25 protein-coding genes are annotated in these 25,612 nt (G+C 61.1%); 14 read left to right on the forward strand and 11 right to left on the reverse strand.

Annotated features, from left to right (window positions below; translation table 11 throughout):
- Positions 1–83: 83 nt before the first annotated feature.
- The 4 genes from HU730_RS07305 to rlmF all read left to right on the forward strand — a co-directional run bounded on the left by HU730_RS07305 (position 84) and on the right by rlmF (position 5,207).
- Entirely contained in the window at positions 84–512 is a 429-nt protein-coding gene (locus HU730_RS07305) for a DNA polymerase III subunit chi (RefSeq protein ID WP_034128659.1), read from the forward strand.
- A 7-nt stretch (positions 513–519) separates the two neighbouring features.
- On the forward strand, positions 520–894 hold the full coding sequence (locus HU730_RS07310) for a hypothetical protein (protein WP_057976113.1): 375 nt from the start codon (positions 520–522) through the stop codon (positions 892–894).
- A gap of 210 nt (positions 895–1,104) precedes the next feature.
- Complete coding sequence (locus HU730_RS07315) at positions 1,105–3,951, forward strand: valine--tRNA ligase (protein WP_054897749.1); 2,847 nt, start codon at positions 1,105–1,107, stop codon at positions 3,949–3,951.
- A 239-nt stretch (positions 3,952–4,190) separates the two neighbouring features.
- Positions 4,191–5,207 carry a 23S rRNA (adenine(1618)-N(6))-methyltransferase RlmF gene (gene rlmF / locus HU730_RS07320; protein ID WP_034128662.1) on the forward strand — a complete coding sequence of 339 codons (1,017 nt, stop codon included), beginning with the start codon at positions 4,191–4,193 and terminating at the stop codon, positions 5,205–5,207.
- A 182-nt stretch (positions 5,208–5,389) separates the two neighbouring features.
- Here rlmF and HU730_RS07325 read toward each other — a convergent pair whose 3' ends face one another.
- Positions 5,390–5,671 (reverse strand): HU family DNA-binding protein, encoded by a 282-nt coding sequence (locus tag HU730_RS07325; RefSeq protein WP_003188840.1) that lies wholly within the window; start codon positions 5,669–5,671, stop codon positions 5,390–5,392.
- 396 nt (positions 5,672–6,067) lie between these two features.
- Here HU730_RS07325 and yejK point away from each other — a divergent pair, with 396 nt between their 5' ends.
- Together yejK and HU730_RS07335 are read left to right on the forward strand one after the other, a co-directional pair.
- The gene (gene yejK / locus HU730_RS07330) at positions 6,068–7,072 is read left to right on the forward strand and encodes a nucleoid-associated protein YejK (protein WP_003171997.1); all 1,005 of its coding nucleotides are present in this window, start codon (positions 6,068–6,070) and stop codon (positions 7,070–7,072) included.
- Positions 7,072–7,422: a glutaredoxin family protein gene (locus HU730_RS07335; RefSeq protein WP_054921114.1), complete on the forward strand. Its 351-nt coding sequence runs from the start codon at positions 7,072–7,074 to the stop codon at positions 7,420–7,422. The genes yejK and HU730_RS07335 overlap by 1 nt, the downstream gene beginning before the upstream one ends.
- Before the next feature lie 230 nt (positions 7,423–7,652).
- On the opposite strand, the gene HU730_RS07340 is transcribed toward HU730_RS07335, so the two are convergent.
- Genes HU730_RS07340 through HU730_RS07360 form a run of 5 tightly spaced genes read right to left on the reverse strand, consistent with a single transcriptional unit; the run spans position 7,653 to position 11,412 of the window.
- Entirely contained in the window at positions 7,653–8,630 is a 978-nt protein-coding gene (locus HU730_RS07340; RefSeq protein WP_186526460.1) for a FecR family protein, read from the reverse strand.
- Positions 8,627–9,205, reverse strand: a complete 579-nt coding sequence (locus HU730_RS07345) for an RNA polymerase sigma factor (RefSeq protein WP_054897746.1) — start codon at positions 9,203–9,205, stop codon at positions 8,627–8,629. Before HU730_RS07345 ends, HU730_RS07340 begins: the two co-directional genes overlap by 4 nt.
- A 7-nt stretch (positions 9,206–9,212) precedes the next feature.
- The gene (locus HU730_RS07350; RefSeq protein ID WP_034128665.1) at positions 9,213–9,539 is read right to left on the reverse strand and encodes a DUF3325 domain-containing protein; all 327 of its coding nucleotides are present in this window, start codon (positions 9,537–9,539) and stop codon (positions 9,213–9,215) included.
- Positions 9,539–11,113: a PepSY-associated TM helix domain-containing protein gene (locus HU730_RS07355; RefSeq protein ID WP_186526459.1), complete on the reverse strand. Its 1,575-nt coding sequence runs from the start codon at positions 11,111–11,113 to the stop codon at positions 9,539–9,541. Before HU730_RS07355 ends, HU730_RS07350 begins: the two co-directional genes overlap by 1 nt.
- A complete protein-coding gene (locus HU730_RS07360; protein ID WP_096143408.1) occupies positions 11,110–11,412 on the reverse strand; it encodes a DUF3649 domain-containing protein in 303 nt (100 codons plus the stop codon). Before HU730_RS07360 ends, HU730_RS07355 begins: the two co-directional genes overlap by 4 nt.
- 171 nt (positions 11,413–11,583) lie before the next feature.
- Here HU730_RS07360 and HU730_RS07365 point away from each other — a divergent pair, with 171 nt between their 5' ends.
- The 3 genes from HU730_RS07365 to fecA all read left to right on the forward strand — a co-directional run bounded on the left by HU730_RS07365 (position 11,584) and on the right by fecA (position 15,568).
- On the forward strand, positions 11,584–12,072 hold the full coding sequence (locus HU730_RS07365; protein ID WP_014717061.1) for a sigma-70 family RNA polymerase sigma factor: 489 nt from the start codon (positions 11,584–11,586) through the stop codon (positions 12,070–12,072).
- On the forward strand, positions 12,069–13,010 hold the full coding sequence (locus HU730_RS07370) for a FecR domain-containing protein (protein ID WP_034128667.1): 942 nt from the start codon (positions 12,069–12,071) through the stop codon (positions 13,008–13,010). Before HU730_RS07365 ends, HU730_RS07370 begins: the two co-directional genes overlap by 4 nt.
- 221 nt (positions 13,011–13,231) lie before the next feature.
- Positions 13,232–15,568 (forward strand): TonB-dependent Fe(3+) dicitrate receptor FecA, encoded by a 2,337-nt coding sequence (gene fecA, locus HU730_RS07375; RefSeq protein ID WP_186526458.1) that lies wholly within the window; start codon positions 13,232–13,234, stop codon positions 15,566–15,568.
- A 132-nt stretch (positions 15,569–15,700) separates the two neighbouring features.
- On the opposite strand, the gene HU730_RS07380 is transcribed toward fecA, so the two are convergent.
- Entirely contained in the window at positions 15,701–16,573 is an 873-nt protein-coding gene (locus HU730_RS07380; RefSeq protein ID WP_127880860.1) for a LysR family transcriptional regulator, read from the reverse strand.
- 104 nt (positions 16,574–16,677) lie between these two features.
- On the opposite strand from HU730_RS07380, the gene HU730_RS07385 reads away from it, so the two are divergent.
- Positions 16,678–18,189 carry an MFS transporter gene (locus HU730_RS07385; RefSeq protein ID WP_186527857.1) on the forward strand — a complete coding sequence of 504 codons (1,512 nt, stop codon included), beginning with the start codon at positions 16,678–16,680 and terminating at the stop codon, positions 18,187–18,189.
- Between the two features lie 54 nt (positions 18,190–18,243).
- Here the strand turns inward: HU730_RS07385 and HU730_RS07390 are convergent, their stop codons facing one another.
- Together HU730_RS07390 and HU730_RS07395 are read right to left on the reverse strand one after the other, a co-directional pair.
- Entirely contained in the window at positions 18,244–18,654 is a 411-nt protein-coding gene (locus HU730_RS07390) for an HPF/RaiA family ribosome-associated protein (protein ID WP_003188815.1), read from the reverse strand.
- 213 nt (positions 18,655–18,867) lie between these two features.
- On the reverse strand, positions 18,868–19,815 hold the full coding sequence (locus HU730_RS07395; RefSeq protein WP_054897740.1) for a LysR substrate-binding domain-containing protein: 948 nt from the start codon (positions 19,813–19,815) through the stop codon (positions 18,868–18,870).
- A gap of 137 nt (positions 19,816–19,952) precedes the next feature.
- On the opposite strand from HU730_RS07395, the gene HU730_RS07400 reads away from it, so the two are divergent.
- From HU730_RS07400 to HU730_RS07410, 3 genes are all read left to right on the forward strand, one after another.
- The gene (locus tag HU730_RS07400; protein WP_034128672.1) at positions 19,953–21,329 is read left to right on the forward strand and encodes an L-serine ammonia-lyase; all 1,377 of its coding nucleotides are present in this window, start codon (positions 19,953–19,955) and stop codon (positions 21,327–21,329) included.
- Between the two features lie 61 nt (positions 21,330–21,390).
- Positions 21,391–22,680 carry an HAAAP family serine/threonine permease gene (locus HU730_RS07405; RefSeq protein ID WP_034128673.1) on the forward strand — a complete coding sequence of 430 codons (1,290 nt, stop codon included), beginning with the start codon at positions 21,391–21,393 and terminating at the stop codon, positions 22,678–22,680.
- A 277-nt stretch (positions 22,681–22,957) separates the two neighbouring features.
- Positions 22,958–23,275, forward strand: coding sequence for a DUF3509 domain-containing protein (locus tag HU730_RS07410; protein ID WP_034128674.1), 318 nt, complete (start codon positions 22,958–22,960; stop codon positions 23,273–23,275).
- Here the strand turns inward: HU730_RS07410 and HU730_RS07415 are convergent.
- On the reverse strand, positions 23,272–23,760 hold the full coding sequence (locus HU730_RS07415; RefSeq protein ID WP_003188808.1) for a phosphate-starvation-inducible PsiE family protein: 489 nt from the start codon (positions 23,758–23,760) through the stop codon (positions 23,272–23,274). The two genes, HU730_RS07410 and HU730_RS07415, sit on opposite strands and share 4 nt — an antisense overlap.
- 330 nt (positions 23,761–24,090) lie before the next feature.
- Between HU730_RS07415 and HU730_RS07420 the strand changes: the two genes are divergently transcribed.
- A complete protein-coding gene (locus tag HU730_RS07420; protein ID WP_003188807.1) occupies positions 24,091–24,351 on the forward strand; it encodes a YebG family protein in 261 nt (86 codons plus the stop codon).
- A gap of 55 nt (positions 24,352–24,406) precedes the next feature.
- Here HU730_RS07420 and HU730_RS07425 read toward each other — a convergent pair whose 3' ends face one another.
- Complete coding sequence (locus HU730_RS07425; RefSeq protein WP_034128675.1) at positions 24,407–25,426, reverse strand: Glu/Leu/Phe/Val dehydrogenase dimerization domain-containing protein; 1,020 nt, start codon at positions 25,424–25,426, stop codon at positions 24,407–24,409.
- Between the last annotated feature and the right edge of the window lie 186 nt (positions 25,427–25,612).

Raw genomic sequence — 25,612 nt, forward strand, 5'->3', positions numbered from 1 at the left:
CCGCACCCCAGCGCAAGCAAGCTTGCTCGCCACAGCAAGCTCGCTCCTACAGAGGGGCAACCAGGCCAGCCCCAGGATTTCCAATGCCCCAAGTCGACTTCTATATATTGCCCAGCGCCGACCCCCTAGCGCGCCTGGACTTTGCCTGCAAACTCACTGAAAAAGCCTGGCGCATGGGCCATCGCATCTACCTGCACTGCAGCGATGCCGCCCAACGTGAAGAACTTGATGCCCGTCTGTGGCGATTCAAGGGCGAAAGCTTCGTGCCCCACGGCCCCGCCGAATCCGAACCTGAAAGCCTGGTAGTCCTGGGCTTGGGGGACAATTGCGGCGATCACCATGACTTGCTGGTCAACCTCGACCTGAAAGTACCGGCCTTTGCCCAAGCGTTCGCCCGTGTGGCGGAAGTGGTAGTGGAAGACCCGGCTATTCGTCAGGCTGCGCGGGAGAGTTTCCGTTTCTACCGTGAACAGGGCTATCCTCTGCAAGATCACCGGCTACAACGACTTTGAGTACATGATGGACACTCCCAACCCGCTGAAAAAAGACGAACACCTGCTGGACGACCTGGAGTCGATCCGTCAGTTGCTGGGTGATGACAACCTGCAACCGCCGCTGCTGACCGAGACGGTCGAGGGTGAGGTACAGATTCCGCTGTTGTTCGACATGGTCGGCGGCAAGCCTGCCGCGCCGGCACCTGCGATTGCAGAACCCGCTCCAGCCGCCGAAAAAGCCCCCGACGCCCTGCTGCTGCACCTGGACAACGAACTGCGCGCCGCTGCGCAATTGATCATGCAGGATGTGATCGATGACTTTGCGCCGCATATCGAGGCCGAGATCAAGCGTCGGATGGATGCGCGGATGGAGCGGTTGCTCAGCCAATACCAGTCTTAAACCTTGCATAGACCCCTGTGGGAGCTGGCTTGCCTGCGATGGCAGCGAATCAGTCGCCGAAGATGCTGACTGAAACACCGTCATCGCAGGCAAGCCAGCTCCCACATTAATTCTGCATCGGTCTTAACCGTCTTCGCCTCGCCCTCGCCCCTATCCCCCGTTATACTTGCCGGCTTTCCTGAATAAATGCCAACTAGGGTCCCGCCGCGCATGGATAAGACCTACCAGCCCCACGCTATCGAAACTTCCTGGTACAACACCTGGGAGTCCGAGAACTATTTCGCCCCACAAGGTGCGGGCGACTCGTACACCATCATGATTCCGCCACCGAACGTCACTGGTAGCCTGCACATGGGCCATGGCTTCAACAATGCGATCATGGATGCATTGATCCGCTTCCGCCGCATGCAGGGTCGCGACACCCTGTGGCAACCGGGCACCGACCACGCCGGTATCGCCACCCAGATGCTGGTGGAACGCCAACTGGAAGCCACCGGCCAGAACCGTCACGACCTGGGTCGCGAGAAATTCCTGGAGAAAGTCTGGGAATGGAAAGACCAGTCCGGCGGCAATATCAGCCGTCAGATCCGTCGCCTGGGTTCGTCCGTAGACTGGAGCCGCGAGCGCTTCACCATGGACGACGGCCTGTCCGAAGCCGTTAAGGAAGCCTTCGTGCGCTTGCATGAAGACGGCCTGATCTACCGCGGCAAGCGCCTGGTCAACTGGGACACCAAGTTGCACACGGCCATTTCCGACCTTGAAGTGGAAAACCACGACGAGAAAGGCTTCCTGTGGAACCTCAAGTACCCACTGGCCGACGGCGCCAAGACCGCTGAAGGCAATGATTATCTGATCGTCGCCACTACCCGTCCGGAAACCATGCTCGGCGATGCCGCCGTGGCCGTTAACCCGAACGACGAGCGCTACCAGGCGCTGATCGGCAAATTCGTCGAACTGCCACTGGTTGGCCGCCGTATCCCGATCATCGCGGATGACTACTGCGACCCTGAGTTCGGCACCGGCTGCGTGAAAATCACCCCGGCCCACGATTTCAACGACTACGAAGTCGGCAAGCGCCACAACCTGCCGTTGCTGAACATCTTCGACAAGAATGCCGCCGTATTGCCGGCCTGCCAGGTGTTCAACCTGGACGGCACGCTCAACGACAGCATTGACGGCAAGATCCCGGCCGAATACGCAGGCCTGGACCGTTTTGAAGCGCGCAAACAGATCGTTGCCGCCTTCGACGCTGCCGGTTTGCTGGTAAGCGTTGACGACCACGGCCTGAAAGTGCCGAAGGGCGACCGCTCCGGCACCGTGATCGAACCGTGGCTGACCGACCAGTGGTACGTGTCCACCAAGCCGCTGGCAGAACCTGCGATTGCCGCCGTGGAAGATGGCCGCATCCAGTTCGTGCCTAAACAGTACGAAAACATGTACTTCTCGTGGATGCGCGACATCCAGGACTGGTGCATCAGCCGTCAGCTGTGGTGGGGCCACCGTATTCCGGCCTGGTACGACGAGTCGGGCAAGGTCTATGTAGGCCGCGACGAAGCCGAAGTGCGTGCCAAGCACAACCTCGGCGCGGACATCGCGCTGCAACAGGACAACGACGTACTGGACACCTGGTTCAGTTCGGGCCTGTGGACCTTCTCCACCCTGGGCTGGCCGCAGCAGACCGAGTTCCTGAAGAAATTCCACTCCACCGACGTGCTGGTCACCGGCTTCGACATCATTTTCTTCTGGGTTGCCCGGATGATCATGCTCACCATGCACCTGGTGAAGAACGAAGACGGCACCCCGCAGGTACCGTTCAAGACCGTGTACGTACACGGCCTGGTACGCGACGGCCAGGGCCAGAAGATGTCCAAGTCCAAGGGCAACGTCCTGGACCCGCTGGACATCATCGACGGCATCGACCTGGAAACCCTGGTGCAGAAACGCACCTCGGGCCTGATGCAGCCGAAACTGGCGAAAAAGATCGAGAAGCAGACCCGCGACGAATTCGCCGACGGCATCGCCAGCTACGGCACCGACGCCCTGCGCTTCACCTTCTGCTCGCTGGCCTCCACCGGTCGCGACATCAAGTTCGACATGGGCCGCGTCGAAGGCTATCGCAACTTCTGCAACAAGATCTGGAACGCGGCGCGCTACGTGCTGGACAAAGGCGAAGACTGCGGCCAGAACGGCGAAGCCTATGAGCTGAGCCTGGCGGATCGCTGGATCATCTCGCAGTTGCAGCGCACCGAAGCCGAAGTGACCCGCCAGCTCGACCAGTTCCGTTTCGACCTGGCCGCACAGGCCCTGTACGAGTTCATCTGGAACCAGTATTGCGACTGGTACCTGGAACTGTCCAAGCCGGTACTGTGGGACGAAAACGCGCCGGTCGAACGCCAGCGCGGCACCCGTCGCACCCTGGTGCGCGTGCTGGAAGTGGCGTTGCGCCTGGCGCACCCGTTCATGCCGTTCATCACCGAAGAAATCTGGCAGCGCCTGGCGCCGCTGGCCGGTATCGAAGGCAAGACCATCATGCTGCAACCTTGGCCGGTGGCCAACGAAGCGCGCATCGATGAGGCCGCCGAAAGCGATATCGAATGGCTCAAGACTCTGATGCTCGGCACACGTAACATCCGCGCCGAGATGAACATCGGTCCGGGCAAGCCGCTGGCCGTGTTCGTCAAGAACGCCAGTGCCGAAGACCAGCGTCGCCTCAGCGAGAACGATGCGCTGCTCAAGAAGCTGGCCAAGCTGGAGTCGATCACCGTATTGGCTGCCGATGCCGAAGCACCGTTGTCTGCCACCGCGTTGGTGGGTGATATGGAAGTGCTGGTGCCGATGGCCGGCCTGATCGACAAGGGTGCGGAACTGGCCCGCCTCGACAAGGAAATTGCGCGTCTGCAAGGCGAAGTGCAGCGAGTGGGCGGCAAGCTGTCCAACGCGGCGTTCGTTGACAAGGCGCCGGCTGAAGTGATCGAGAAAGAACGCGCCAAGTTGGCCGAGGCTGAACAGGCCTTGGGCAAGCTGGCGGAGCAACATGCGCGGATTTCCAGCCTGTAAGGGGAAACCGTGTAGAGAAAGAGGCCTTCGGGCCTCTTTTTTTTGTCCAGGAAAGCGACACCATTTCCCAATCAAAACCCTATCCCTGTGGGAGCTGGCTTGCCTGCGATACTGACGACTCGGTGTATCAGGCAGACCGAGGTGATGCTATCGCAGGCAAGCCAGCTCCCACATTTGACCGAGTTGTGTTCAGGAATGTGTGACAATGCCCACCACATTGAGCCAACACCAGAATCATCATGACCGCCCCCACTACGCCCAAACCACCGCGCAAGAAGCCTAAAACCGCCGCCACGGCCAAACCCGTCGCGCCGCGCAAAGAGGCCACCCTGCACCCGCGCAACCGCCACACGGGCCGTTACGACTTCCCGGCGCTGATCAAAACCACGCCGGAACTGGCGCAGTTCGTGATCATCAACCCCTACGGCAAAGAGAGCATCGACTTCGCCAGCCCGGATGCGGTGCGGGTGTTCAACCGGGCACTGTTGAAGTCTTTCTACGGCATCCAGCATTGGGACATCCCTGCCGACTACCTGTGCCCACCGGTGCCGGGGCGTGCCGACTACGTGCACTTCCTCGCCGACCTGCTGGCCAGCGTCAACGACGGCAAGATCCCGCGGGGCTCGATCGTCAAGGTGCTGGACATCGGTATGGGCGCCAACTGCGTGTACCCGCTGATTGGCTATATGGAGTACCGCTGGAACTTCCTGGGCTCGGAGGTCGACCCGATCGCCGTGTCCGCCGCCAAGGCCATCGTGCAGTCCAACGACCTGAGCAAGGTCATCCAGCTGCGCCAGCAACCCAACCCCAAGCAGATCCTGTTGGGCCTGCTGGAGCCGGGTGAGCGCTTTGACCTTACGATGTGCAACCCGCCGTTCCATGCATCCATGGACGAAGCCACCAAAGGCAGCGAGCGTAAATGGCGCGCCTTGGGCAAGGCCGACCCGAAACGCAAGTTGCCGGTGCTTAACTTCGGTGGTCAATCGGCCGAACTGTGGTGTGAAGGTGGCGAAGCGCGATTTGTGACGCAACTGATCGCCGAGAGCGCGCATTTTGCGCATAAAGTGCTGTGGTTCAGCACCCTGGTGTCCAAAGCGTCCAACCTGCCGGCGATCGAAACCGCGCTGAAAAAAGCCGGCGTGCTGGAAAGCCAGGTGGTGGAGATGTCCCAGGGGCAGAAGCAGAGCCGCTTTGTGGCCTGGACATTCCAGACCAAGAACGAGCAGCAGATCTGGCGCCAGCGCTGGGTTCGATAAGAATCATTGTGGCGAGGGAGCTTGCTCCCGCTGGGCAGCGCAGCGGCCCCAAAATCCTGGGAGCGCTGCGCACTCCAGCGGGAGCAAGCTCCCTCGCCACAATAACCGCGCTCTACAATAAAATCGCAGGCAATAAAAAACCGTGCCCGGATCACTCCGAAGCACGGTTTTTTTGCTGCGTCTTACTTGTTAACAGCGTCGGTCAGGCCTTTAGCCACAACCAGCTTGATAACTTTCTTGGCAGCGATTTCGATGGCAGCGCCAGTCGAAGGGTTACGGCCAGTACGGGCAGGACGCTCGGTCACTTTCAGTTTGCCAACGCCTGGCAGAGTGATTTCGCCGCCATTTTCCAGCTGATCAGCAACAACTTGGCTCAGTTGGTCCAGCAGAGCGCGCACGGTAGTTTTCGGTGCGTCTACTGCTTCAGCCAGGTCAGCGATCAGTTGGTCTTTAGTAATAGCCATTGTGGTGTTCCTTCCCTATCAAATTCATATGGATTGCAGAGTGCAGTGTCAGCCGTCGAGCCCGACCGTCATGGCCTGGCATCCCCGGCCATAACCACGGAGATCGGGGTTATAGATGCTTGAAACGGGGATTGGTTCGACCTGACAAATGCTGAATGCACGCTTAACGCCGAGACTTGGCGTAAGACGGGGCAAAACTAGCACAGAGACGGGGAAATATCCGCCTCAACATACCCATTTGGTCAGCTTTATCGCTCTAAACCGTGAAAAAAAGGCATATGGCCAGTGGGAGGGCGTGCAAAATGCCGTTCGGGGCACGTCTTGACCAATGGGTGCGGTACACTGGGCGACTTTTCGGGGAGGCCAACCGCTCCCCTTCAACCAGCCGAGAAGCCTATGCCGATCCGTCATTGCATCGTCCACCTGATCGACAAAAAACCCGACGGCACACCCGCAGTTCTTCACGCCCGCGACTCGGAGCTGTCCGAGTCCGCTGCCATCGAGAACATGCTTGCCGACCTCAACGAGAGCTACAACGCCAAACAAGGCAAGGCCTGGGGTTTCTTCCATGCCGAGTCCGGCGCGCACCCGTTCAGCGGTTGGTTGAAGGAATACTTTGACGGTGGCCAGGACTTCACCACCTTCAGCCGCACGGCGGTAGAGCACCTGCAAAAGCTGATGGAGGAATCCAACCTCTCCACCGGCGGCCATGTGCTGTTTGCCCATTACCAGCAAGGCATGACCGACTACCTGGCTATCGCCCTGCTGCACCACAGCGAAGGCGTGGCAGTGACCGACGAGCTGGACGTGACGCCCTCGCGCCATCTGGACCTGGGCCAACTGCACCTGGCGGCGCGTATCAACGTCTCCGAGTGGCAGAACAACAAGCAGTCCAAGCAGTACATCTCCTTCATCAAAGGCAAGAACGGCAAGAAGGTCTCGGAGTACTTCCGCGACTTTATCGGCTGCCAGGAAGGCGTCGACGGCCCGGGCGAAACCCGCACCCTGCTCAAGGCATTCAGTGACTTCGTCGAGAGCGAAGACCTGCCCGACGAGTCCGCCCGCGAGAAAACCAAGACCCTGGTGGACTACGCCAGCAGCCAGGCCAAGCTCGGCGAACCCATGGGCCTGGAAGAGCTCTCGGGCCTGATCGATGAAGACCGGCCAAAAGCCTTCTACGACCATATCCGCAACAAGGATTACGGCCTGTCGCCGGAGATTCCGGCCGACAAACGCACCCTCAACCAGTTCCGCCGCTTCACCGGGCGCGCCGAGGGCCTGTCCATCAGCTTTGAAGCGCACCTGCTGGGCGACAAGATCGAGTACGACGAAGCCGCCGGCACCTTGATCATCAAGGGCCTGCCGACCCAACTGACCGACCAGCTCAAGCGCCGTAACTGATGCTGGGCGGGGTGCTCAAGAAAGTCCTGCTGGTATTGCTGGTGGTGGTTGCGATCCAGAACTGGGGCAAGGTGGAGCGGCTGTTCAACCCGTCCCAGGTGGCGCCCGAGCACGTACGTGCCTCTGCGCGGGTGGTGCTCTATGCCACCGAGTGGTGTGGGTACTGCAAGCAGATCCGGCGTTTTCTGGACCAGAAGGGTATCCCGTACCAAGCCGTCGATATCGAGAAGGATGCCAAGGCGCGCAAGGCGTATGAGGCGCTGGGCGGTGGCGGGATTCCGTTTGTGGACGTGAACGGCACCTTGATTCGCGACTACAACCCCGAAGCAATCATGGCCGCCCTGAAGTAACACCCAATCAAATGTAGGAGCTGGCTTGCCTGCGATGGCGGTGTAACAGGTTCAATACCTGTGACTGACACACCGCTATCGCAGGCAAGCCAGCTCCCACACAAGTCTGCTCTGCGCATCGAGCTCTGGGGTGTGATTGAAAATTGGCCTCCAGCGACACCATCGCCGAGCGTGTCGAGCTGAGGTATTTCTTGCCTGACAGGTTCAGCAGCGAAAACCGCAACGCAGGCCTAGCGCAGCACAATCATGCGGCCCAACAGGCTGTGCTGTTCAAAACCCAGCACCGCTTGCAAGGCGTTCAAGACCGCTACAGGGTCCTGGCTCGAAAAGCTGCCGCTGACGCGTTTGGCGGCCATGTCCTCGTTAAGCAGAAGAATTCGACCGGGGTAATAACGCCTCAGGTCCTCGACCACATCGGCCAGGGGGGCCTTGTAGTAGTTGAGCCAACCCTCGCGCCAGGCCAGGCGTGAGGCGCTGTCGACCCCATGCAAAGGGTCGGCAATACCATCGGCGTAGGCCACTTGCTGGCCTGCTGTCAGCACCTGTTGCTGGCCCTGTTTGGAGGGCGTCACGCCCACACGGCCGGACAGCACAGTGACCTCGGCGCCGTCAGGTTGCAGGCGCACTTCAAACTGAGTTCCCAGTACTCGCGTTTCACCGCCGCTCGCCTCCACCACGAAGGGTTGGCCGGTGTGGGTCACGCTGAAAAAACCTGCACCACGGCGCAATTGGATGTGCCGTTCGCCCTGGCTGAAATCCACGGCGATGGCGCTGTCGGCGTCGAGGGTGACCTTGGATTGATCGGCCAGGGTGAAGGTCTTCACCTCCCCCGGCGCCGTCACATAATTGGCGCCCCACTCATCGACCCAGCGTGACGGCTGCCAACCGACGCCCATCGACACCATCAGCAGCAAGCAGGCGGCGACGGCCAAGGCACCAGACCAACGCGCTACCCGGGAGCGTTTGGAGGCGTTGATCGTGTTGAGGTAGCCCTGCAACGCGAGCGCGTCCTCGTCGGCCAGCTGGCGCGCCGGTACTTCGCTTAATTCCCAGAGCACCTGGGCTTGGGAGTATGCCTCGACGTGTGCGGGATCTGCGCGTAACCAGCGGCTGAACGTGGCCTGGTCGCCGCTGCTGGGCTGGTCATGCAGCAGGCACAACCAATCGAGCGCGGCCTGTTCCTGGGCGGGCGTGGGCGTGACGTTCACGGGGCGTTCCCTGGCGTGCGTGGAGGCGATGGTTCGCGAAGGCTGGCCTTGCAGGCTTCGAGGGCGCGCATCATATGTTTTTCCACGGCGCTTTGGGACAGGCCCATGGCCTTGGCAATTTCGGTGTACTTGCGCCCGTGGATGCGGTTAAGCAGGAAAATCTGGCGGGTGCGCTCGGGCAAGCTGCGCAAGGCGGCTTCCACATGACGCAGATCATTGCCCGCCTCCAGCGCTGCCTGGGGTTCGCAGCCTTGGTGGTCGGATTGTTCCGGTAGCCAGCCTTCGCTGCTGCGCGCCCGTGCGCTTTCGCTGCGCAGGTGGTCGATGGCGATGTTGCCGGCGCAGCGCAGCAGGTAGGTGCTCAGCTCTTCGACCTGCACCAGCGGGCGACGCCAGAAGCGCAGGAACAGATCCTGCACCAGGTCGGCTGCCGTGGCGCGGCAACCCACACGGCGGCTGACCAACGCCTCCATTTGCGAGCGCTGGGACAAAAACACCTGCAGGAAATGCGCGCGTCCACCCGCTGCATCCGGGTGCGGAGTGTCCTGAGAAGATTGCGGTGGTTGGGTCCTCATGGCCGGCTCAAGAGAGGGCGAACGCCGCAACAGGGCTGGCCAGAAGAGCGAGCCCCGCGAGGATCAAGGCCAGCCTCGGCCGATACGGCAACAGCAACACCAGTAGCAAGGCGCTGAGCATCAACACCGCGCACCACTCCACCAGGCCCTGACTCCAACCGGCGCCCAGCACCGATGGCCAGATCGACACGCCCAGCAGCAACCAACCGCCCACCCGCAACCCCAAGCGCCGAATGGGCGTGGGTTTGCTGTGCAGCAGTTCGCCGTGGTGACGGTCGGTGGACAAGCACAGTGCCATGAACCCGGCGTAGCACATCAATAGCGCCAGAAGCATCAGTTGGCCTGCTGCTTGAGTGTTAACCCGCGGGCACGCTCGGCCTTGGGTAGCGGCGCGCTGCGGTGGTGCATCGTCCAGGCTGCCCAGGCGAGGAACACGCCACTCGCCAGGCAGGTGAGGTCGAAGCCGGCCATGGCCCAGTCGCCACTTGGCACGGAGACGCCCAGGTGGTGCGAGGTGGTGATGGCGTTAAGCAATGGAATGGCGGCAAACAATAGCGCGCCGAGGCTCAGTTGCTCGACCCAGCCCTGGCGACCGGGCCGCAGCAAGGCGTGCAACAGGCTCAGGCCCCAGGCGATAAAGAACGCCTGCACTTCCCAGTCCGAACGCTCGGTGAAGCTCACCGGCAACAGGCGGTTGGTCCAGAAAAACGCTGCAATGGCGATCATCAATCCGGGCATGCTGGCGATATTCAGCACCTCCACCAAACGCAGTTCAAAGGGCATCACCGAGGCCTTGGCGTGCTTGAGCTTGCGTTTGCCCAGCCAGATCACCAAGCCTGTGCCGATCATCGCCGTGCCCGCCAGGCCGCAGATAAAGTACAGCCAGCGCAGCACCGGGCCGGCGAAATGGCCCATGTGCAAACCGTAGAAACTGCCACCAACGACCGCTGGCAACGATGGCTCGGCACTGGCCCGCAACAGCTCGCCAGTGGTGCCGCTAAACGACAACGTACTGCCCGACGCATGCACTACGCTGTCGGAGCCGACGCGGAACACATTGACCGAGGCGTTGACATCGCCGGGGTTGTTGACCGCCACACGCCCTACATGACCACCTGCCCACTGCTCCCGCGCCTGCTGGTACATCGGCATCAACGGCAGCAGTTTGCCCGGCTGGCCGAGGGCCGGCGCATTGTCAGTAGCGGGGAACAGCTCACTGAAAAACGCCCGGCTGTCGTCACCGTAGGACGCCACGATGGGCGCAGGCATGACCATGCTCATGAAAATCACCAGGCTGCTGTAGGTGATCATCAGGTGAAACGGCAGCACCAGCACCCCCACCGCGTTGTGCCCGTCCAGCCAGGAGCGCTGGCCTTTGCGCGGGCGGAAGGTGAAGAAGTCCTTGAAGATTTTCTTGTGGGTGATGATGCCGGTGATCAGCGCGACGAACATCACCATGGCGGCGATGGTCGACAGCCAGCGGCCCCACGGGTAAGGCATTTGCAGTTGGAAGTGGAAACGATAGAAGAACTCGCCGCCCTTGCTTTCCCGGGCCTGCACCGGTTGGCCGGTGACGGGGTCGAGGACTTTCTGGATGAAAGTACCGCGCTTGCCGGGCTCGACCTTGTCTTGCCACATCACCGACAAGCCGGGGTCGCGGCGGTTCGGCAAGGTAATGAACCAGCGTGCGGCGGTAGGCGCCTGCTGTTGCAGATAGTTTTGCGCGACGGCGAGGCTGCGCCCATCGTCCAGGGGATGGGCCTGCACTTCGGGCTGCATCCAGTGGGTTATTTCATCTTTGAAATAGGCCAGGGTGCCCGTCAGGAAAATCGCGAACAGCAGCCAGCCGAAGATCAAGCCGGCCCAGGTGTGCAGCCATGCCATGGCCTGGCGAAAGCCCTCTTTCATGTGCGAGCCATCCAGAAACCAATGCCGGCCAGGGTAGCCAACAGTGCGCTCGGCACCATCACCCCTGCCCAGGCGCGCCATGCCGTGCGGCAGGCAAAACACCAGAGCACCGCCAGCAGGTAGAACACAAAGGAACTCATCATGCCGGTGACCACCGCATCGGCACGGGAGGTGGGCAGCCAGAGCGCCAGGCAGATGGCGGCCAGGGAGGCCATCAGATAACCGCCAATCACCGCCGCCAGCACGCGCGAGGTGACGGCGAGGCGGTAGGAAACGGGCAATGAGATTTTGCTTTTCATGCGGCAGGCGCCTGGTTCATCAGCGCGCAATATTAATGATAAATATTCTCATAAGCAAAAGAGAACGGATGAATCACCTGCCCTGGCCGATTGCCGAACCCTGTCATGCACCCTACAATGCGAACAATTCTTGTTCTCTAAAGCATGTCGAATGCTTGCGGAGTGATCGCGTTGCAGCCGTCCAACCCCGTCGAAGTGTTGTACAACGACCATCACCACTGGCTCACCGGCTGGTTGCGACGCAAGCTCGGCTGCCCGGAAAACGCCGCCGACCTGGCTCAGGACACCTTTATCCGCGTGCTCAGTGCGCGGGAAGCGCCAACGCTGATCGAGCCGCGCGCCTTCCTCACCACCGTGGCCAAGCGTGTGCTGTTCAACTTCTACCGCCGCCAGGACCTGGAGCGCGCCTACCTCGAGGCCTTGGCGCAGATGCCCGAACATGTGGCGCCGTCGGAAGAAGACCGCGCAATCATCCTGCAGACCCTGCTGGAACTGGACCAACTGCTCGACGGCTTGCCCAAGCAGGTCAAACGCGCCTTCCTGCTGGCCCAACTCGACGGCCTGACCTACGCGCAAATCGGCGCGCAACTGGGCATCTCCATCGCCACGGTCAAACGCCACCTGACCAAAGCGGCCATGCGCTGCTACTTCGCCCTATGAACGTCTCCAGCCAAGTCGCCGAACAAGCCGTGCACTGGTTGCTGGAAATGCAGCAAGGCGCGCTCAACCCACGCCAGCAGGCGGCCTGGCAGCAATGGTTGAATGCCCACAGCGAACACCAACGCGCCTGGGAGCAGATCCAGCGCGTCAACCAACGCCTGCGCGGCGTGCCCTCGCCCCTGGCCCACGCAGCGTTGAACGCGCCCACCTCCAGCAGCCGACGTCAGGCGCTTAAATTGCTGTTGATTCTGGGTGCCGGTTCGGCCGCCGCCTGGAGTCTGCGCCAGCAACATATCTTGCCGCCGTTGACGGCTGACTATCGCAGCCCGGTGGGCCAGCGCCGCACAGTACAACTGGCCGACGGCAGCCAGTTGCAGCTCAACACCGGCAGCGCGGTGGATGTGCATTTCGACGGCCAACAGCGCCTGGTGCGCCTGCTTGAAGGTGAAATCCTGCTCACCGCCCGTGCAGGCCAGGCGCCGTTGCACGTGCTGACCGGCCAGGGTCTGCTCAGCAGCCAGGCAGCGCGCTTGACTGTACGCCAGTTCAACGACCACACCCAACTGGCGGTACTGGCCGGCCAGGTCGAGGTGATGCCCAACCGCTACAACGGCCTGCCGCTGAGCGTCGACGCCGCGCACCAAGTCAATTTCACCCGCAAAGGCTGGGACACCCCGCGCCCCACCGACGCCAACAGCGGCGCCTGGGCCGACGGCATGCTGGTGGCCGCACACATGCGCCTGGAAGACTTCCTCAATGAATTGGGACGCTACCGTCGCGGCCAGCTCCATTGCGATCCACAAGTCGCCAACCTGCTGCTGTCCGGCAGTTACCCACTGGATGACAGCGAACGCATCCTCGACCTGCTGGAGATCAGCCTGCCGGTGAAAGTACGACGCTTTACCCGTTATTGGGTGACCGTGCAGGCACGTGCGTGATGCATAGCGCTTTTTGTAGGAGCGAGCTTGCTCGCGAAAAACCTCAACCCACCGCGTTAAACCAGACAACCCGCGTGATCGTTGACGACCTTCGCGAGCAAGCTCGCTCCTACAGTGGGCGGTGAGCTCGAAATATTTTTTGCAGCTGTGAGCCGTTTTCCGCACCTGGCGTGACAGAGAAGGAAAGCCACCTTGATCCTTCCTTCTCAGGACCGCCCTTCATGCCCCAGCACCCGACGCTTCTCGCCCGTACCCTGCGCCAACTCCTGCTCGGTGCCAGTCTCAGCCTGACCACACTGCCGGCGGTGATGGCAGCCGACGCCAAGGCGTACCATATCGCCCCGACCACCCTGGAAGCGGCCCTGAATCAATTCGGTCGTGACGCCGGCGTACTGGTGTCCTTCGGCTCCGCCGTGACGGCAGGGATGCAAAGCCCTGGGTTATCGGGCAGCTACAGCACTGCCGAGGGCCTGCAAAAACTACTGGAGGGCACCGGCCTGCAAGCCCGCGCCGAGGGGGATAACGCCTACAGCCTGCAACCGGCCGGCGCCCCCGCCACACTGGAGTTGCAGACCTCCAACGTGGTCGGCGACTGGCTCGGTGACGCGGCGCAAACCAACGTGTTCGAACACCCCGGCGCCCGAGATGTGATCCGCCGTGAAGAATTCGAACGCCAGGGCGCCACCCAGGCCCGCGATGTGCTCAACCGCATCCCTGGCGTCAACGCCCCGGACAACAACGGCACCGGTAGCCACGACATGGCGCTGAACTTCGGCATTCGCGGGCTCAACCCGCGCCTGGCGTCGCGCTCCACCGTGCTGATGGATGGCATCCCGGTGCCCTTCGCGCCTTACGGCCAGCCGCAACTCTCCTTCGCACCGATCAGCATGGGCAATATGGACGCGGTGGATGTAGTACGTGGCGGCGGTGCGGTGCGCTATGGCCCGCAAAACGTCGGTGGCATCGTCAACTTCGTCACCCGTGCCATCCCGGATGCGCCGACGGTCAAGGGTGGTTTGCAGACCGAGACCAGCCCCTCCTCCAGCCACGACGGCTTCAAGACCACCGGCAACTTGCTGGCTGGCGGCACCGCCGACAATGGGTTGGGTGGCGCGCTGCTGTACTCCGGCACCCGCGGCGGCGACTGGCGCGAAAACAGCAACACGCGCATCGACGACCTGATCCTCAAGGGCAAATACCAGTTGGACGACGCCAATAGCTTCAACGCCATGGCGCAGTACTACGAAGGCCAGGCCGACATGCCGGGCGGTTTGAACGTCAAGGACTACAAGGCTGATCCGTACCAGTCCACCCGCCCGTATGATAAGTTCTGGGGCCGCCGCACGATGTTCAACGTCGGCTACCGCTACGAGCAGGACCGCCGCGAATTCACGGTCAACAGTTTCTTCACCAAGACCCTGCGCAGCGGCTACCTGGACCAAGGCAGCTTCCTGTCGCTGTCGCCACGGGAATATTGGGTACGTGGCCTGGAAACGCGCTTCGCCCAGGGCTTCGACCTCGGCCCCACCAGCCACGAAGTGGGTGTTGGCTACCGCTACATCAATGAAGCCGGCCACGAGCTGCGCTACCGCACGCCGATTGCCGTCAACCAGCAAATCCCCACCACCAACAGCCGCAACGACCGCGACACGCGCGGCGGCACCGAAGCCAATGCGTTCTTCATCGACGACCGCATCGACATCGGCAAGTGGACCATCACCCCAGGCATTCGCTACGAGATGATCGAGTCCCAGCAGACTAACAACCTGAGCAACGTCAAATACAAGGGCGACTACAACACCGCACTGCCAGCGCTGAACGTGCTCTATCACCTCACCGATGATTGGAACCTCTACGCCAACACCGAAGGCTCGTTCGGCAGCGTGCAGTACAGCCAGATGCCCAACCGTGTGAACAGTGGCGAAGTGAAACCGGAAAAAGCCCGCACCTGGGAACTCGGCACGCGCTACGACAACGGCAGCTTGCGCGCAGAAATCGGCGCATTCCTGATCAACTTCGACAACCAGTACGACAGCAACCAGACCAACGACACCGTGATCGCACGCGGTGAAACGCGTCACCAGGGCATCGAGTCGAGCATCAACTACGCCCTCGACGGCCTGAGCCCCGCACTGGCCGGCTTTGATGTCTACGCCACCTACGCCTATGTGGATGCGACCATCCGCGAAGACGGCCCCAACAAAGGCAACCGTGTGCCCTTCTCCTCCAAGCACAAAGGCACCCTCGGTGTGGGTTACACCGAAGGCCCTTGGAAGCTGAATGTGGACAGCAGCTACCAGAGCAGCCAGTTCGCCGACAACGCCAACACCCAGGCCGAAAGCGCCGACGGTGCCAATGGACGCATCCCCGGCTACATGCTGTTCAGCAGCCGCGCAGCCTATGACTTCGGCCCGCAGTTGTCGGACTTGAATGTGGCGGTGGGGGTGAAGAACATCTTCAACAAGCAGTACTACACCCGCTCGTTCGACGACAACAACAAGGGCAAGTATGTGGGTGAGCCGCGTACGGTGTATGTGCAGACTTCTATCGCGTTCTGACTGCATTTTGTAGGAGCGAGCTTGCTCGCGAAAAACTCACAGGCGCCGCGTTCATTCAGCAAACACGCGTTATCGTTGACGTTTTTCGCGAGCAAGCTCGCTCCTACAGATGGTTTTCAGTATGTTCAGGATCTAACTGCCCGCCAGGCAACTCGGGGTGGCCGCCACCAACGCGTCAATGGCACACCGCGTCTTGGCCGGCATATGCGCCGCCGTCGGCCAGATCACATGGATCGGCGCAGGTTGCTCACGGTAGCTGGGCAGCACGGCCTGCAACTGCCCGCGCAGCGCATAGTGGGCAATCAACCAACTCGGCAACCAGGCCAGGCCTACGCCCGCGATGGCGGCATCGGCTACCGCCTGGAGGTCGTCCACGATCAAGGGCGAAGCCAGGCGCGAGCGCTGCGCGGTGTTGCTGCGGTAGGCAATGCCACGATGAGCGGCCAGGTCTTCGATACTGCCAATAGCACCCTTGCGCTGCAAATACGCCGGCGACGCTGCCAGCCCCATGGCCTGCTGCCCCAGGCGCCGTGCGCTCAGGCGGTCGGTGTCGGGCAACGGGCCGATGCGCACGGCCATATCGAAGCCCTCCTGCACCAAGTCGATCATGCGGTCGGAAAAACAAAGGTCGATTTCCAGTTCCGGATAACGATCCAGCAAGGCCCACAACGCTGGCGCGGCATAGTGATGCCCAAACGCCAGGGGCACGCTCACTCGCAAACGCCCGCGGGGTTGCTGGCGGCCGCTTTCCAGCACGGACTCGGCGGCCTCCAGCTCTGCCAATGCGCGCAGGCAATGCTCGTAGTAAGCCTGCCCGTCCTCGGTCAACCGCTGGCGCCGGGTGGAACGCTGTAACAGGCAAGTGCCCAGGCGTGCTTCCAGGCGCGCCAGGCCCTTGCCCACCGCAGAACGCGTGAGGTTCAGGCGTTCGGCGGCTTCGGTGAGGTTGCCGCTTTCAACAATCTGCAGAAAGAGTTCGACACCATCAAAACGTGGAGTAGCCATGCTTAATTGTCGCCCTGTATTCCCTTGTTTGTGGAAAAGTTATCACCAATAAGGAACCTTATTCCCGAGAGAATAGCCCCTCCCGCTTTCGAAAGGAATGTCGTATGCCCCGCGCCGCCGCACTCTCGGCCCTCACTCCCCCGCGCACCGCCAGGAACGGCCTGGCCCTCACCGCCGTCTGCCTGGTGGCCCTGATGTTCGGCCTGGAAATCTCCAGCGTGCCGGTCATCCTGCCGACGCTGGAACAGGAACTGGGCACGGGCTTTCAAGACGCCCAATGGATCATGAATGCCTACACCCTGGCCTGCACCAGCGTGCTGATGGCGGCGGGGACCTTGGCGGATCGCTTCGGTCGTCGGCGTGTGCTGGTGGTGTGTCTGTGGGTATTCGCCCTGGCCTCGCTGGCCTGTGGCTTGGCCAACGATGCGCCGACACTGATCGCAGCGCGTTTCGTCCAGGGCATTGGCGCCGGGGCCATGATGATTTGCCAATTTGCGATCTTGTCCCATCAGTTCCGCGAGCCGGCGGCGCGTGCGCGGGCCTTTGCGATATGGGGCGTGATCGCTGGCGTGGGCCTGGGTTTCGGACCGATGGTGGGAGCCATGATCCTGGCCGTGGCGGACTGGCGCTGGGTGTTCCTGGTGCATGTACCGCTGACCCTGTTCACCTTGGCGTTGTTGCATATCAGCGTGCAGGAGTCCCGCGACCCGGCCAACCATCGCCTCGACATCGCCGGCATGCTGACCATGACACTCACGGTGTTTGCGCTGGTTTATTTCATCACCCAGGGCAGCGAAATCGGCTTTGGCGCCCCGGCGATGCTCGGCTGGGCTGGCCTGTCGGTCTTCGGGCTGCTGCTGTTTATCTTGATTGAGCGGCGCAGCGCCCATCCGATGTTCGACTTCTCGGTGTTCCGCATCCAACGTTTCAATGGCGCGTTGATGGGCTCGATCGGCATGAACTTCAGCTTCTGGCCGTTCATGATTTACCTGCCGTTGTACTTCCAGGCGGGCCTGGGTTACGACACGCTGACCACAGGCGCCGCCTTGCTCGCCTACACCTTGCCGACTTTGCTGGTACCGCCGCTGGCCGAACGCCTGGCCCTACGCTTTGGCGCCGAACGCATCATTCCCCTGGGCCTGGGGGTAATGGGCGCAGGGTTCATGGGAATGGCCGCCGTTAATTACGCCGAACAACCCAGCACGGCGCTGGTGCTGCTCAGTTGCGTGATCGCCGGTATCGGACTGGCGTTGACCAATTCGCCGACCACCAACACCACCACCGGCTCCGTCTCGAATGACCGCGCAGGCATGGCCTCGGGCATCGACTTCAGCGCACGGCTGATCACCCTGGCGCTCAATATCGCGCTGATGGGCCTTGTGTTGTTGTTGGGGATCAGCCACAACCTGGCCCATGTGCTGCCTGACAGCACGGCAATGGAGTGGGCAAGCCTCAGCCAGCATATTGCCGCCGGCAAGTTGGATGCCCCGGGGCTGACCATCCTGGATGCGCAAACAGCACTGCGCAGCGGCGCCGGCTGGGCCATGCTGTTTGCGGGGTTGGGTGCCTGCGGGCTGGCGCTGCTGAGCCGGCATTTCTTCCGGCGCGAGCGCTGAACGAAAAACGGGCCTGCATGTGCAGGCCCGTTTTCATTGGGGGAATGGAAAAAATCAGCCGTTAATGGCAGCGTTTTCGTTTTCCAGGAATTCCTCTTCCAAAGCGTCTTCGTTCACTTTGTTGATTGGCTGGTTTTTACCGGCAGCGCGCGGCTTGCCTTGCAGTTTGCCAAACAGATGTTCCAGTGCGTGGTCGAGCTTGACTGCGGCGCCATCGATCGCTTGCTCCAGCGTATCGGCTTTATGGCACACGGAAACTGGTTGATGGCCCTTTGGCCGTGCTTCCAGGCGGCAACTCAAATCGTGAGGGCCGGGCTTGTCGCCGTTCTCGTCTCGCAGGTAGACCTCTACACGGGTCAGGTCTTCTTCGTAGCGTTCGAGCGTGCTCTCAATGGTAGTACGTACCCACTCCTCCAGTCGGATGCTGCTTTCAATATGGTTATCGCTATTGACTTGGATTTGCATAGTTCTTCCCTTATTTCAGCTAGCTCGCCAGAGGTCACAAACTGCAACACCGGGGTGGTGAAACCATGACCTCTTGATTACACAATTGAGCACCTGCTGAAACATTTCAACCCCTTTGCAAAGATAAATCCTACATTACAAATTAACCCTGACGACGAGCAAAAACGCTGGTAGGGTGGGGAGTTAGTTGCAACTTCTTACGTTCTGTTTTCCTCACAATTGCCCCTCTCCCAACGGGTGCAAGCTGCGAAAAATCCCCGCTTCCTCCACCAGCCAGTCATGCACCGCACGCACGCCCGGATGGTTCAACGCGCCCGGCGCATACAGCAGCACGTAGCGTTTATGGTTGGGCACGGCCAGGCCGAACGGCACGATCAAGGTGCCGCGCTCCAGCTCATCGTTCAGCAAGGTGCGCCGCGCAATCGCCACGCCCATGCCGGCGATGGCGGCTTCGATAGTCAGATGATTGCGGTTGAAGGTGTGCCCGCGCCGTACGTCGGCACCGTGGTAGCCGATGGCATTGAGGTAAAACTCCCATTCGGCATATTCATAACTCCCACGCCAGGCCGTGATGTCGTGCAGCAGCGGGAAATGGGCCAGGTCCGCCGGGCCATGCAAGGGTGGGCGGCCACGCAACAGGCTGGGGGCGCACACCGGGAATATCTGTTCGTCCAACAGGGCTGTGGATAACAAGCCAGGGTAGCTGCCGTCGTTGAGGTCGATGGCCAGGTCGAAGTCGCCTTCATGCAGGGCGATGCTGCTGTCTTCGGCGACCATGCGCAGTTGAATGTCCGGAAAACGCTGCTGAAAACGCGGCAGACGCGGGGTCAGCCACTTGCCCAGAAACGAGGGGATAGAACGCAGGCGCAAGGTGCCGCTGATCATCCCGGCGTCCAGGCGCTGCAGTTCGGCATCAATGCTGCCATAAGCCTCACCCACCACGGCCGCCAGGCGCTGCCCCTCGGCGCTGAGTTCAACGCCTCGCGCACGCCGATGAAACAGTCGAAAGCCCAGGCGCTCTTCTAACTGGCGAATTTGTTGGCTCACCGCTCCCGGCGTGATGTGCAGTTCCTCGGCGCAGCGGGTGAACGATAGATGCCGCGCAGCGCAGGAAAACACATGCAGCCAGACATAGGTCTGGCCATGGAGGGGGCGAGTCATAGCGTTTAGTCCTGCTAAAGGGTGTCTTAGGATAATTCGTTGGTCAGTACTGATCCAGAGGCTCAGTATCGCGCCAATTCCGCCTGCTCTACAAAACATGGCAGCGATTTCTACTCCATTGCTTGTAAGGCTTTAGCATGGCTATCAGTGTTTTCGATCTATTCAAGGTGGGCATCGGCCCTTCCAGTTCCCACACCGTCGGCCCGATGCGCGCTGCCGCGACATTCGCCCAAGCCCTGACCGACCTGCATTTGCTCAGCCAAACCCGTCGCGTCGAAGTGCGCCTGTATGGCTCGCTGTCCGCTACCGGTGTCGGCCATGCCACCGACCGCGCCTGTGTCATGGGCTTGATGGGTGAATGGCCAGATCGCGTCGACCCCACATCGATCAATGCGCGTATCCAGCAACTGCGCGAGTCCGGCCAATTGCTGCTGGCGGGCTCTCAGGCAATTGCTTTCAACTGGCACACCGACTTGCTGCTGCTGGACGAAAGCCTGCCGTACCACCCCAACGCCATGTCCTTGCACGCCTATGGCGACAGCGGCCTGCTGAGCGAACAAACCTATTACTCGGTGGGCGGTGGTTTCATCATCGAAGCCGCCGAAGCTGCATCAGGCATTGCGCCGACCAGCGACGTGCAATTGCCCTACGACTTTTCCAGCGCCGTAGAACTGCTGGCCTTGTGCAACAAGCACGGCCTGCGGGTATCCGAGTTGATGATGGCCAACGAACGGGCGTGGCGCAGCGACGAAGAGATCCGCAGCGGCCTGCTGCATATCTGGTCGGTGATGCGCGAGTGCGTGGAACAGGGCCTGCGCGATGAAGGCATCCTGCCCGGTGGCCTGGATGTGCCCCGTCGCGCCGCGAAGTTGCATCGCAACCTGTTGGAAATCGGTAAGCCCAACGTGATCACCTCGACCTTGTCGGCGATGGAATGGGTCAACCTGTTCGCCCTCGCCGTCAACGAAGAAAACGCCGCTGGCGGGCGCATGGTCACCGCCCCGACCAATGGCGCGGCCGGAATTATCCCGGCAGTGCTGCATTACTACATGAAATTCAACGCCGACGCGTCTGACGACGACGTGGTCAATTTCTTCCTGGCCGCCGCTGCCGTCGGCATCCTCTGCAAGAAAAACGCCTCCATCTCAGGCGCCGAAGTCGGCTGCCAGGGCGAAGTGGGCTCGGCCTGTGCCATGGCCGCCGCAGGCCTGGCCGATATCCTCGGCGCCACCCCGGAGCAACTGGAAAACGCCGCCGAAATCGGCCTGGAACACAACCTCGGCCTGACCTGCGACCCGGTCGGTGGCCTGGTGCAGGTGCCGTGCATCGAGCGCAATGCCATTGCAGCGGTCAAGGCGATCAACGCCACGCAGATGGCCCTGCGCGGCGACGGCAAACACTTCATCTCCCTCGACCGGGTCATCCGCACCATGCGCGATACCGGCGCCGATATGCATGACAAATACAAAGAAACTTCACGGGGCGGCCTGGCGGTCAGCTGGGTGGAGTGCTGATCGGAGCACTGCTACCCGCCCCAACGTGAGCCCGCGCAAAAATAATAACGAGGCAATACCGATGACTGATGTACGTACACCTGCTGCCGAAAATCCCGATGTCAGAGAAAACACAGTAACCACCGGTTGGACCAAACACGACACCACCTGGATGCTCGGCCTCTACGGCACTGCCATCGGCGCGGGCACCCTGTTCCTGCCGATCAATGCCGGCGTCGGCGGTTTCTGGCCGCTGATCGTGCTGGCGCTGCTGGCCTTTCCGATGACCTTCTTCGCCCACCGTGGGCTGACGCGCTTTGTGCTGTCGGGCAAATCCGGCGACATCACCGAAGTGGTCGAGGAACACTTTGGTGTCGGCGCCGGTAAGCTGATCACCCTGCTGTATTTCTTTGCGATCTTCCCGATCCTGCTGGTGTACAGCGTGGCGCTGACCAACACCCTGGGCAGTTTCATGGAGCACCAATTGCACATGGCGCCGCCGCCACGGGCGATTCTGTCGCTGGTGCTGATCCTCGGCCTGATGGCCATCGTGCGGTGTGGACAGCGCGTAATCGTCAAGGCCATGAGCGTGCTGGTGTACCCCTTCGTTGCCGCCTTGCTGCTGCTGGCATTCAGCCTGATTCCCAACTGGAACGGCGCGTTCTTCGCCTCGGCCAGCGAAGGCATGCCGCTGCCGCTGTTCTTCAAAACGCTGTGGTTGGCGATCCCGGTGATGGTGTTCTCGTTCAACCATTCGCCGATCATCTCCGCCTTTGCCGTGGACCAGAAGCGCGTCTACGGCGCCCAGGCCGAGCGCAAAAGCAGCGGCATCCTGGCCACCGCCCACGGCATGATGGTGCTGACCGTGATGTTCTTCTGCTTCAGCTGCGTGCTGGCGCTGTCACCGGCTGACCTGGCCGCTGCCAAGGCGCAGAACATTTCGATCCTGTCGTACCTGGCCAACCACTTCCAGACGCCGGTGATTGCCTACGCCGCACCGTTGATCGCGCTGGTGGCGATTACCAAGTCCTTCCTGGGTCACTACATTGGTGCCAGCGAAGGCTTCCAGGGGCTGATCGTCAAATCCCTGCGTGGGCGCAACCGTTCGATGTCGTCCAAATGGCTGGAACGCTGCACCGCGTTGTTCATGGTGCTGACCTGCTGGGCCGTGGCTACCTTCAACCCGAGCATCCTGGGCATGATCGAAACCATGGGCGGGCCGATCATCGCGTGCCTGCTGTTCCTGATGCCGATGTACGCCATCCGCCGAGTGCCATCTTTGCGCCAGTATTCAGGCCAGGCATCCAATGTATTTGTGGTGGTGATCGGGCTGATTGCGCTGTCTGCGATCGTTTTTTCCGTGATGCCCTGAATTAGCTCACTGATCTCCAAAAACAGCACAAAAAATGTGGGAGCGGGCTTGCTCGCGATTGCGGTCCTTCAGCCAAGTACTTGTTGGCTGATACACCGCAATCGCGGGCAAGCCCGCTCCCACATTTGAATATCTATGTCGGGTAAATCGCTGTACGGCACGCCCTTTGCTGTAGAACTTTTGAGGAAAACGGAATTTGGCCAGTGGTCAGGCAATGCGAACTAATCCCGACACCGGCCGTCAATGACTGCATGTTCTTATCAGGCGGTAACGCACCATGGACAATCCTTTTCAGATCATCACCGACACGTTCAGCCCCCAATACCGCGTCAACCTGAGCATCCAAAGGCTGGACGGCAGCATCATGCTCACCCTGTCTGACGAGACTGGCGTGGTGGCCAAGCGCATGATCAGCGCCGAACAACGCAACGACCCGCAGCGCCTCAGGCGCCTGGTGCAAAGCATCCAGTTCGGCATCGCCATCGAACAGGGCCACAGCGCCGTGGAAATTCTGGAGCTGATGACGGACGGCGACAGCCACAAACTCCTGCAGCGACCGCCCGCCCGTACCCTGCCCTTCAGCGTCGGGCTTTAAAGCTCGCCCTTCTCGGTCTCCAGGCTCGCCTCGCCCTTGCGACGCGGGCTTTCGACCTTCACCGAAGGGAAGGCCGACGATGCGTAGCGCACCACCAGGATCGCAAACGCCAACAGCAAAATGCCGCCGCACAGGTAGATGATGCCCACGTCCGGCGGGTTGTGGTGCGACACGTTGGAGATCAGCAAACGCGTGAGCGCAGTGATCGCCACGTAGATCAGGAAGCGCACCGGCATGTGGTTGGTCTTGAAGTAAATCCCGACCATGGCACCCAATTCCAGGTAGATGAACAGCAGCAAGATGTCATCGATCTTGATATGGCCGTTCTCCAGCATCCCCAGAAATTCCATCACCGCCGCCCAGGCGGTCACCGCACCAATGGCGAACAGCGCCAGGTAATGGAACGACTCGACAAACAGATTACCCAGCGACTCGGCCAGCCCGTGTACTTGCTGACGCAGCCTTTCGGCCCAATTGATTTTCACGATGATGCTTCCTTAGGTCGGCTCGACCGGATAATGCGGGGTGGACGTGACGGTTGTTCTGCATGCAGAAAAAAGGCCAGGGCTGGGGAATAAGATGGTGGCCGTGTGACACGAGGCACTTAAATTACCCCCCGATCGTTCCCACGCTCCGCGTGGGAACGATCGACCATCGACCTCAGCGTGCCGTGCGAAATTTCCGGTTCAGCCCCCTATTTCCCAGCTACATTAAAAACCTACTACCCAAACCCCGACGTTTGGCTTATCCTTTTCGCTGTATATAAATACAGTAGTCGCAAAAGACAACTATCGTGAAGGCATGTGAGGTGGTGAATGGCCGTCGAAGTGGTATACCGCAGCAGCCGAGATCTGGAGCGTTTGTTCATGGATAAAGCCGAAGCTGACCGTCATGACAAGATGCTTGAACTCGCTGAGTTGCTGGCAGAGGTGTTGCAAAAAGCCGTGCCGTCGTTGAGCGAGCAGCAGGTGGAAGAAGCCGGGATCTACATGGCGAAGAACCGTGATGTATTTGCCAAGGCGTTCAAGAGCCAACCGGACGCATTGTCCGAGTTGCTGAACCCGGCGGCGGAGTAAAGCCCGAATTGAACAGGCCCTGAATCATGGATTCAGGGCCTTTTTAATGCCTGGCCTATTTGTACAGCAAGCGTTCGGCCAGTTCATCGGCCACCCGCGCGGGGGAGCGTTTTTCGGCTTGGGCGTGGGCAAAGATTTCGGTCAGGCGGCTGCCGATGTTCGACAGGTGCGCGGTGATGCCTGGCAGGTCGGTACCGGCGTGTTTGAGGGCGACGTAGATCAGCCCGCCAGAGTTGATCACATAGTCCGGTGCGTAGAGGATGCCGCGGCCTTCCAATTGGTCGGCGATGTCCAGGTTGGTCAGTTGAGCGCTGGCCGAACCCGCCACGGCGGCGCAACGCAACTGGCCGACGCTGTTACGGTTGAATACGGCGCCCACGCCGCACGGTGCGAGGATGTCGCAGGGCGTGCTGAGCAAGGCGTCGTTGGCAATCGGGTGGGCACCCAGTTGCTCCATGGCCAGTTGCACCTTGCCGTGGTCGATGTCGCTGACCAGCAGCTCGGCACCGGCGGCGTGCAATTGTTCGGCCAGGGCATAACCGACATTCCCCAGGCCTTGCACCGCGACGCGCAGGCCCTCGAGGTTGTCGCTGCCCAGGCGCGCCATGGCGGTAGTGCGGATACCGGCAAACACCCCCATGGCAGCATGAGGTGCAGGGTCTCCGGCGGCGGTGGTGCTAGTGACAAAGCGAGTGTTCTGGGCAATGCAGTCCATGTCGGCGACCGAGGTACCGCTGTCGATCGAGGTGATGAAGCGGCCGTCGAGTTTTTCCACACAACGGCCAAACGCCTCGAACAGCGCCGCACGGCTTTCCACGTGCACGGGGCGGATGATCACCGCCGTGCCGCCGCCCACCGGCAGTCCGGCCAGCGCGGCTTTGTAGCTCATGCCTTGCGCCAGGCGCGCGGCATCGGCCACGGCGGTTTCATCATTAGGGTAAGCCAGGTAGCGACAGCCACCCAACGCTGGGCCCAGGCGACTGTTGTGGATGGCGATGATCGCCTTCAAGCCGGTCACCGGATCAACGCTCAGGTGCAGCGATTCAAGGCGGGTGCTGTGCATGAGCGCAAACATCAATGGGCTCCCGAATCACTTCTGGTAGTGGGCCAAGTATAGGCTTGCGGCAGAAAACTGCTGGATTGCGCTGGAATAAGCCGCGCGTTTTCGTGGGATCTACGACATAAGAGCGTGGGATATCTCTCAAGATGCTGGACGAAAATTCGCAGCAAGGCTAAAACGGGGGCATATGCCGGAGAACTC

Origin of the sequence: Pseudomonas sp. SWRI22, assembly GCF_014268395.2 — a bacterium.
GTDB classification, from domain to species: domain Bacteria; phylum Pseudomonadota; class Gammaproteobacteria; order Pseudomonadales; family Pseudomonadaceae; genus Aquipseudomonas; species Aquipseudomonas paracarnis.

Excerpts from the sequence above, each read along its gene's own strand:
- yejK (WP_003171997.1), top strand. The coding sequence starts at position 6,068 with ATGCCGATCCGTCATTGCATCGTCCACCTGATCGACAAAAAACCCGAC.
- HU730_RS07350 (WP_034128665.1), bottom strand. The coding sequence starts at position 9,539 with ATGCTTCTGGCGCTATTGATGTGCTACGCCGGGTTCATGGCACTGTGC.
- HU730_RS07325 (WP_003188840.1), bottom strand. The coding sequence starts at position 5,671 with ATGGCTATTACTAAAGACCAACTGATCGCTGACCTGGCTGAAGCAGTA.
- HU730_RS07345 (WP_054897746.1), bottom strand. The coding sequence starts at position 9,205 with ATGAGGACCCAACCACCGCAATCTTCTCAGGACACTCCGCACCCGGAT.
- HU730_RS07390 (WP_003188815.1), bottom strand. The coding sequence starts at position 18,654 with ATGCAAATCCAAGTCAATAGCGATAACCATATTGAAAGCAGCATCCGA.
- HU730_RS07370 (WP_034128667.1), top strand. The coding sequence starts at position 12,069 with ATGAACGTCTCCAGCCAAGTCGCCGAACAAGCCGTGCACTGGTTGCTG.
- HU730_RS07395 (WP_054897740.1), bottom strand. The coding sequence starts at position 19,815 with ATGACTCGCCCCCTCCATGGCCAGACCTATGTCTGGCTGCATGTGTTT.
- HU730_RS07405 (WP_034128673.1), top strand. The coding sequence starts at position 21,391 with ATGACTGATGTACGTACACCTGCTGCCGAAAATCCCGATGTCAGAGAA.
- HU730_RS07425 (WP_034128675.1), bottom strand. The coding sequence starts at position 25,426 with ATGTTTGCGCTCATGCACAGCACCCGCCTTGAATCGCTGCACCTGAGC.
- HU730_RS07305 (WP_034128659.1), top strand. The coding sequence starts at position 84 with ATGCCCCAAGTCGACTTCTATATATTGCCCAGCGCCGACCCCCTAGCG.
- HU730_RS07315 (WP_054897749.1), top strand. The coding sequence starts at position 1,105 with ATGGATAAGACCTACCAGCCCCACGCTATCGAAACTTCCTGGTACAAC.
- HU730_RS07355 (WP_186526459.1), bottom strand. The coding sequence starts at position 11,113 with ATGAAAGAGGGCTTTCGCCAGGCCATGGCATGGCTGCACACCTGGGCC.
- HU730_RS07360 (WP_096143408.1), bottom strand. The coding sequence starts at position 11,412 with ATGAAAAGCAAAATCTCATTGCCCGTTTCCTACCGCCTCGCCGTCACC.
- rlmF (WP_034128662.1), top strand. The coding sequence starts at position 4,191 with ATGACCGCCCCCACTACGCCCAAACCACCGCGCAAGAAGCCTAAAACC.
- HU730_RS07335 (WP_054921114.1), top strand. The coding sequence starts at position 7,072 with ATGCTGGGCGGGGTGCTCAAGAAAGTCCTGCTGGTATTGCTGGTGGTG.
- fecA (WP_186526458.1), top strand. The coding sequence starts at position 13,232 with ATGCCCCAGCACCCGACGCTTCTCGCCCGTACCCTGCGCCAACTCCTG.
- HU730_RS07380 (WP_127880860.1), bottom strand. The coding sequence starts at position 16,573 with ATGGCTACTCCACGTTTTGATGGTGTCGAACTCTTTCTGCAGATTGTT.
- HU730_RS07310 (WP_057976113.1), top strand. The coding sequence starts at position 520 with ATGGACACTCCCAACCCGCTGAAAAAAGACGAACACCTGCTGGACGAC.
- HU730_RS07410 (WP_034128674.1), top strand. The coding sequence starts at position 22,958 with ATGGACAATCCTTTTCAGATCATCACCGACACGTTCAGCCCCCAATAC.
- HU730_RS07385 (WP_186527857.1), top strand. The coding sequence starts at position 16,678 with ATGCCCCGCGCCGCCGCACTCTCGGCCCTCACTCCCCCGCGCACCGCC.
- HU730_RS07420 (WP_003188807.1), top strand. The coding sequence starts at position 24,091 with ATGGCCGTCGAAGTGGTATACCGCAGCAGCCGAGATCTGGAGCGTTTG.
- HU730_RS07400 (WP_034128672.1), top strand. The coding sequence starts at position 19,953 with ATGGCTATCAGTGTTTTCGATCTATTCAAGGTGGGCATCGGCCCTTCC.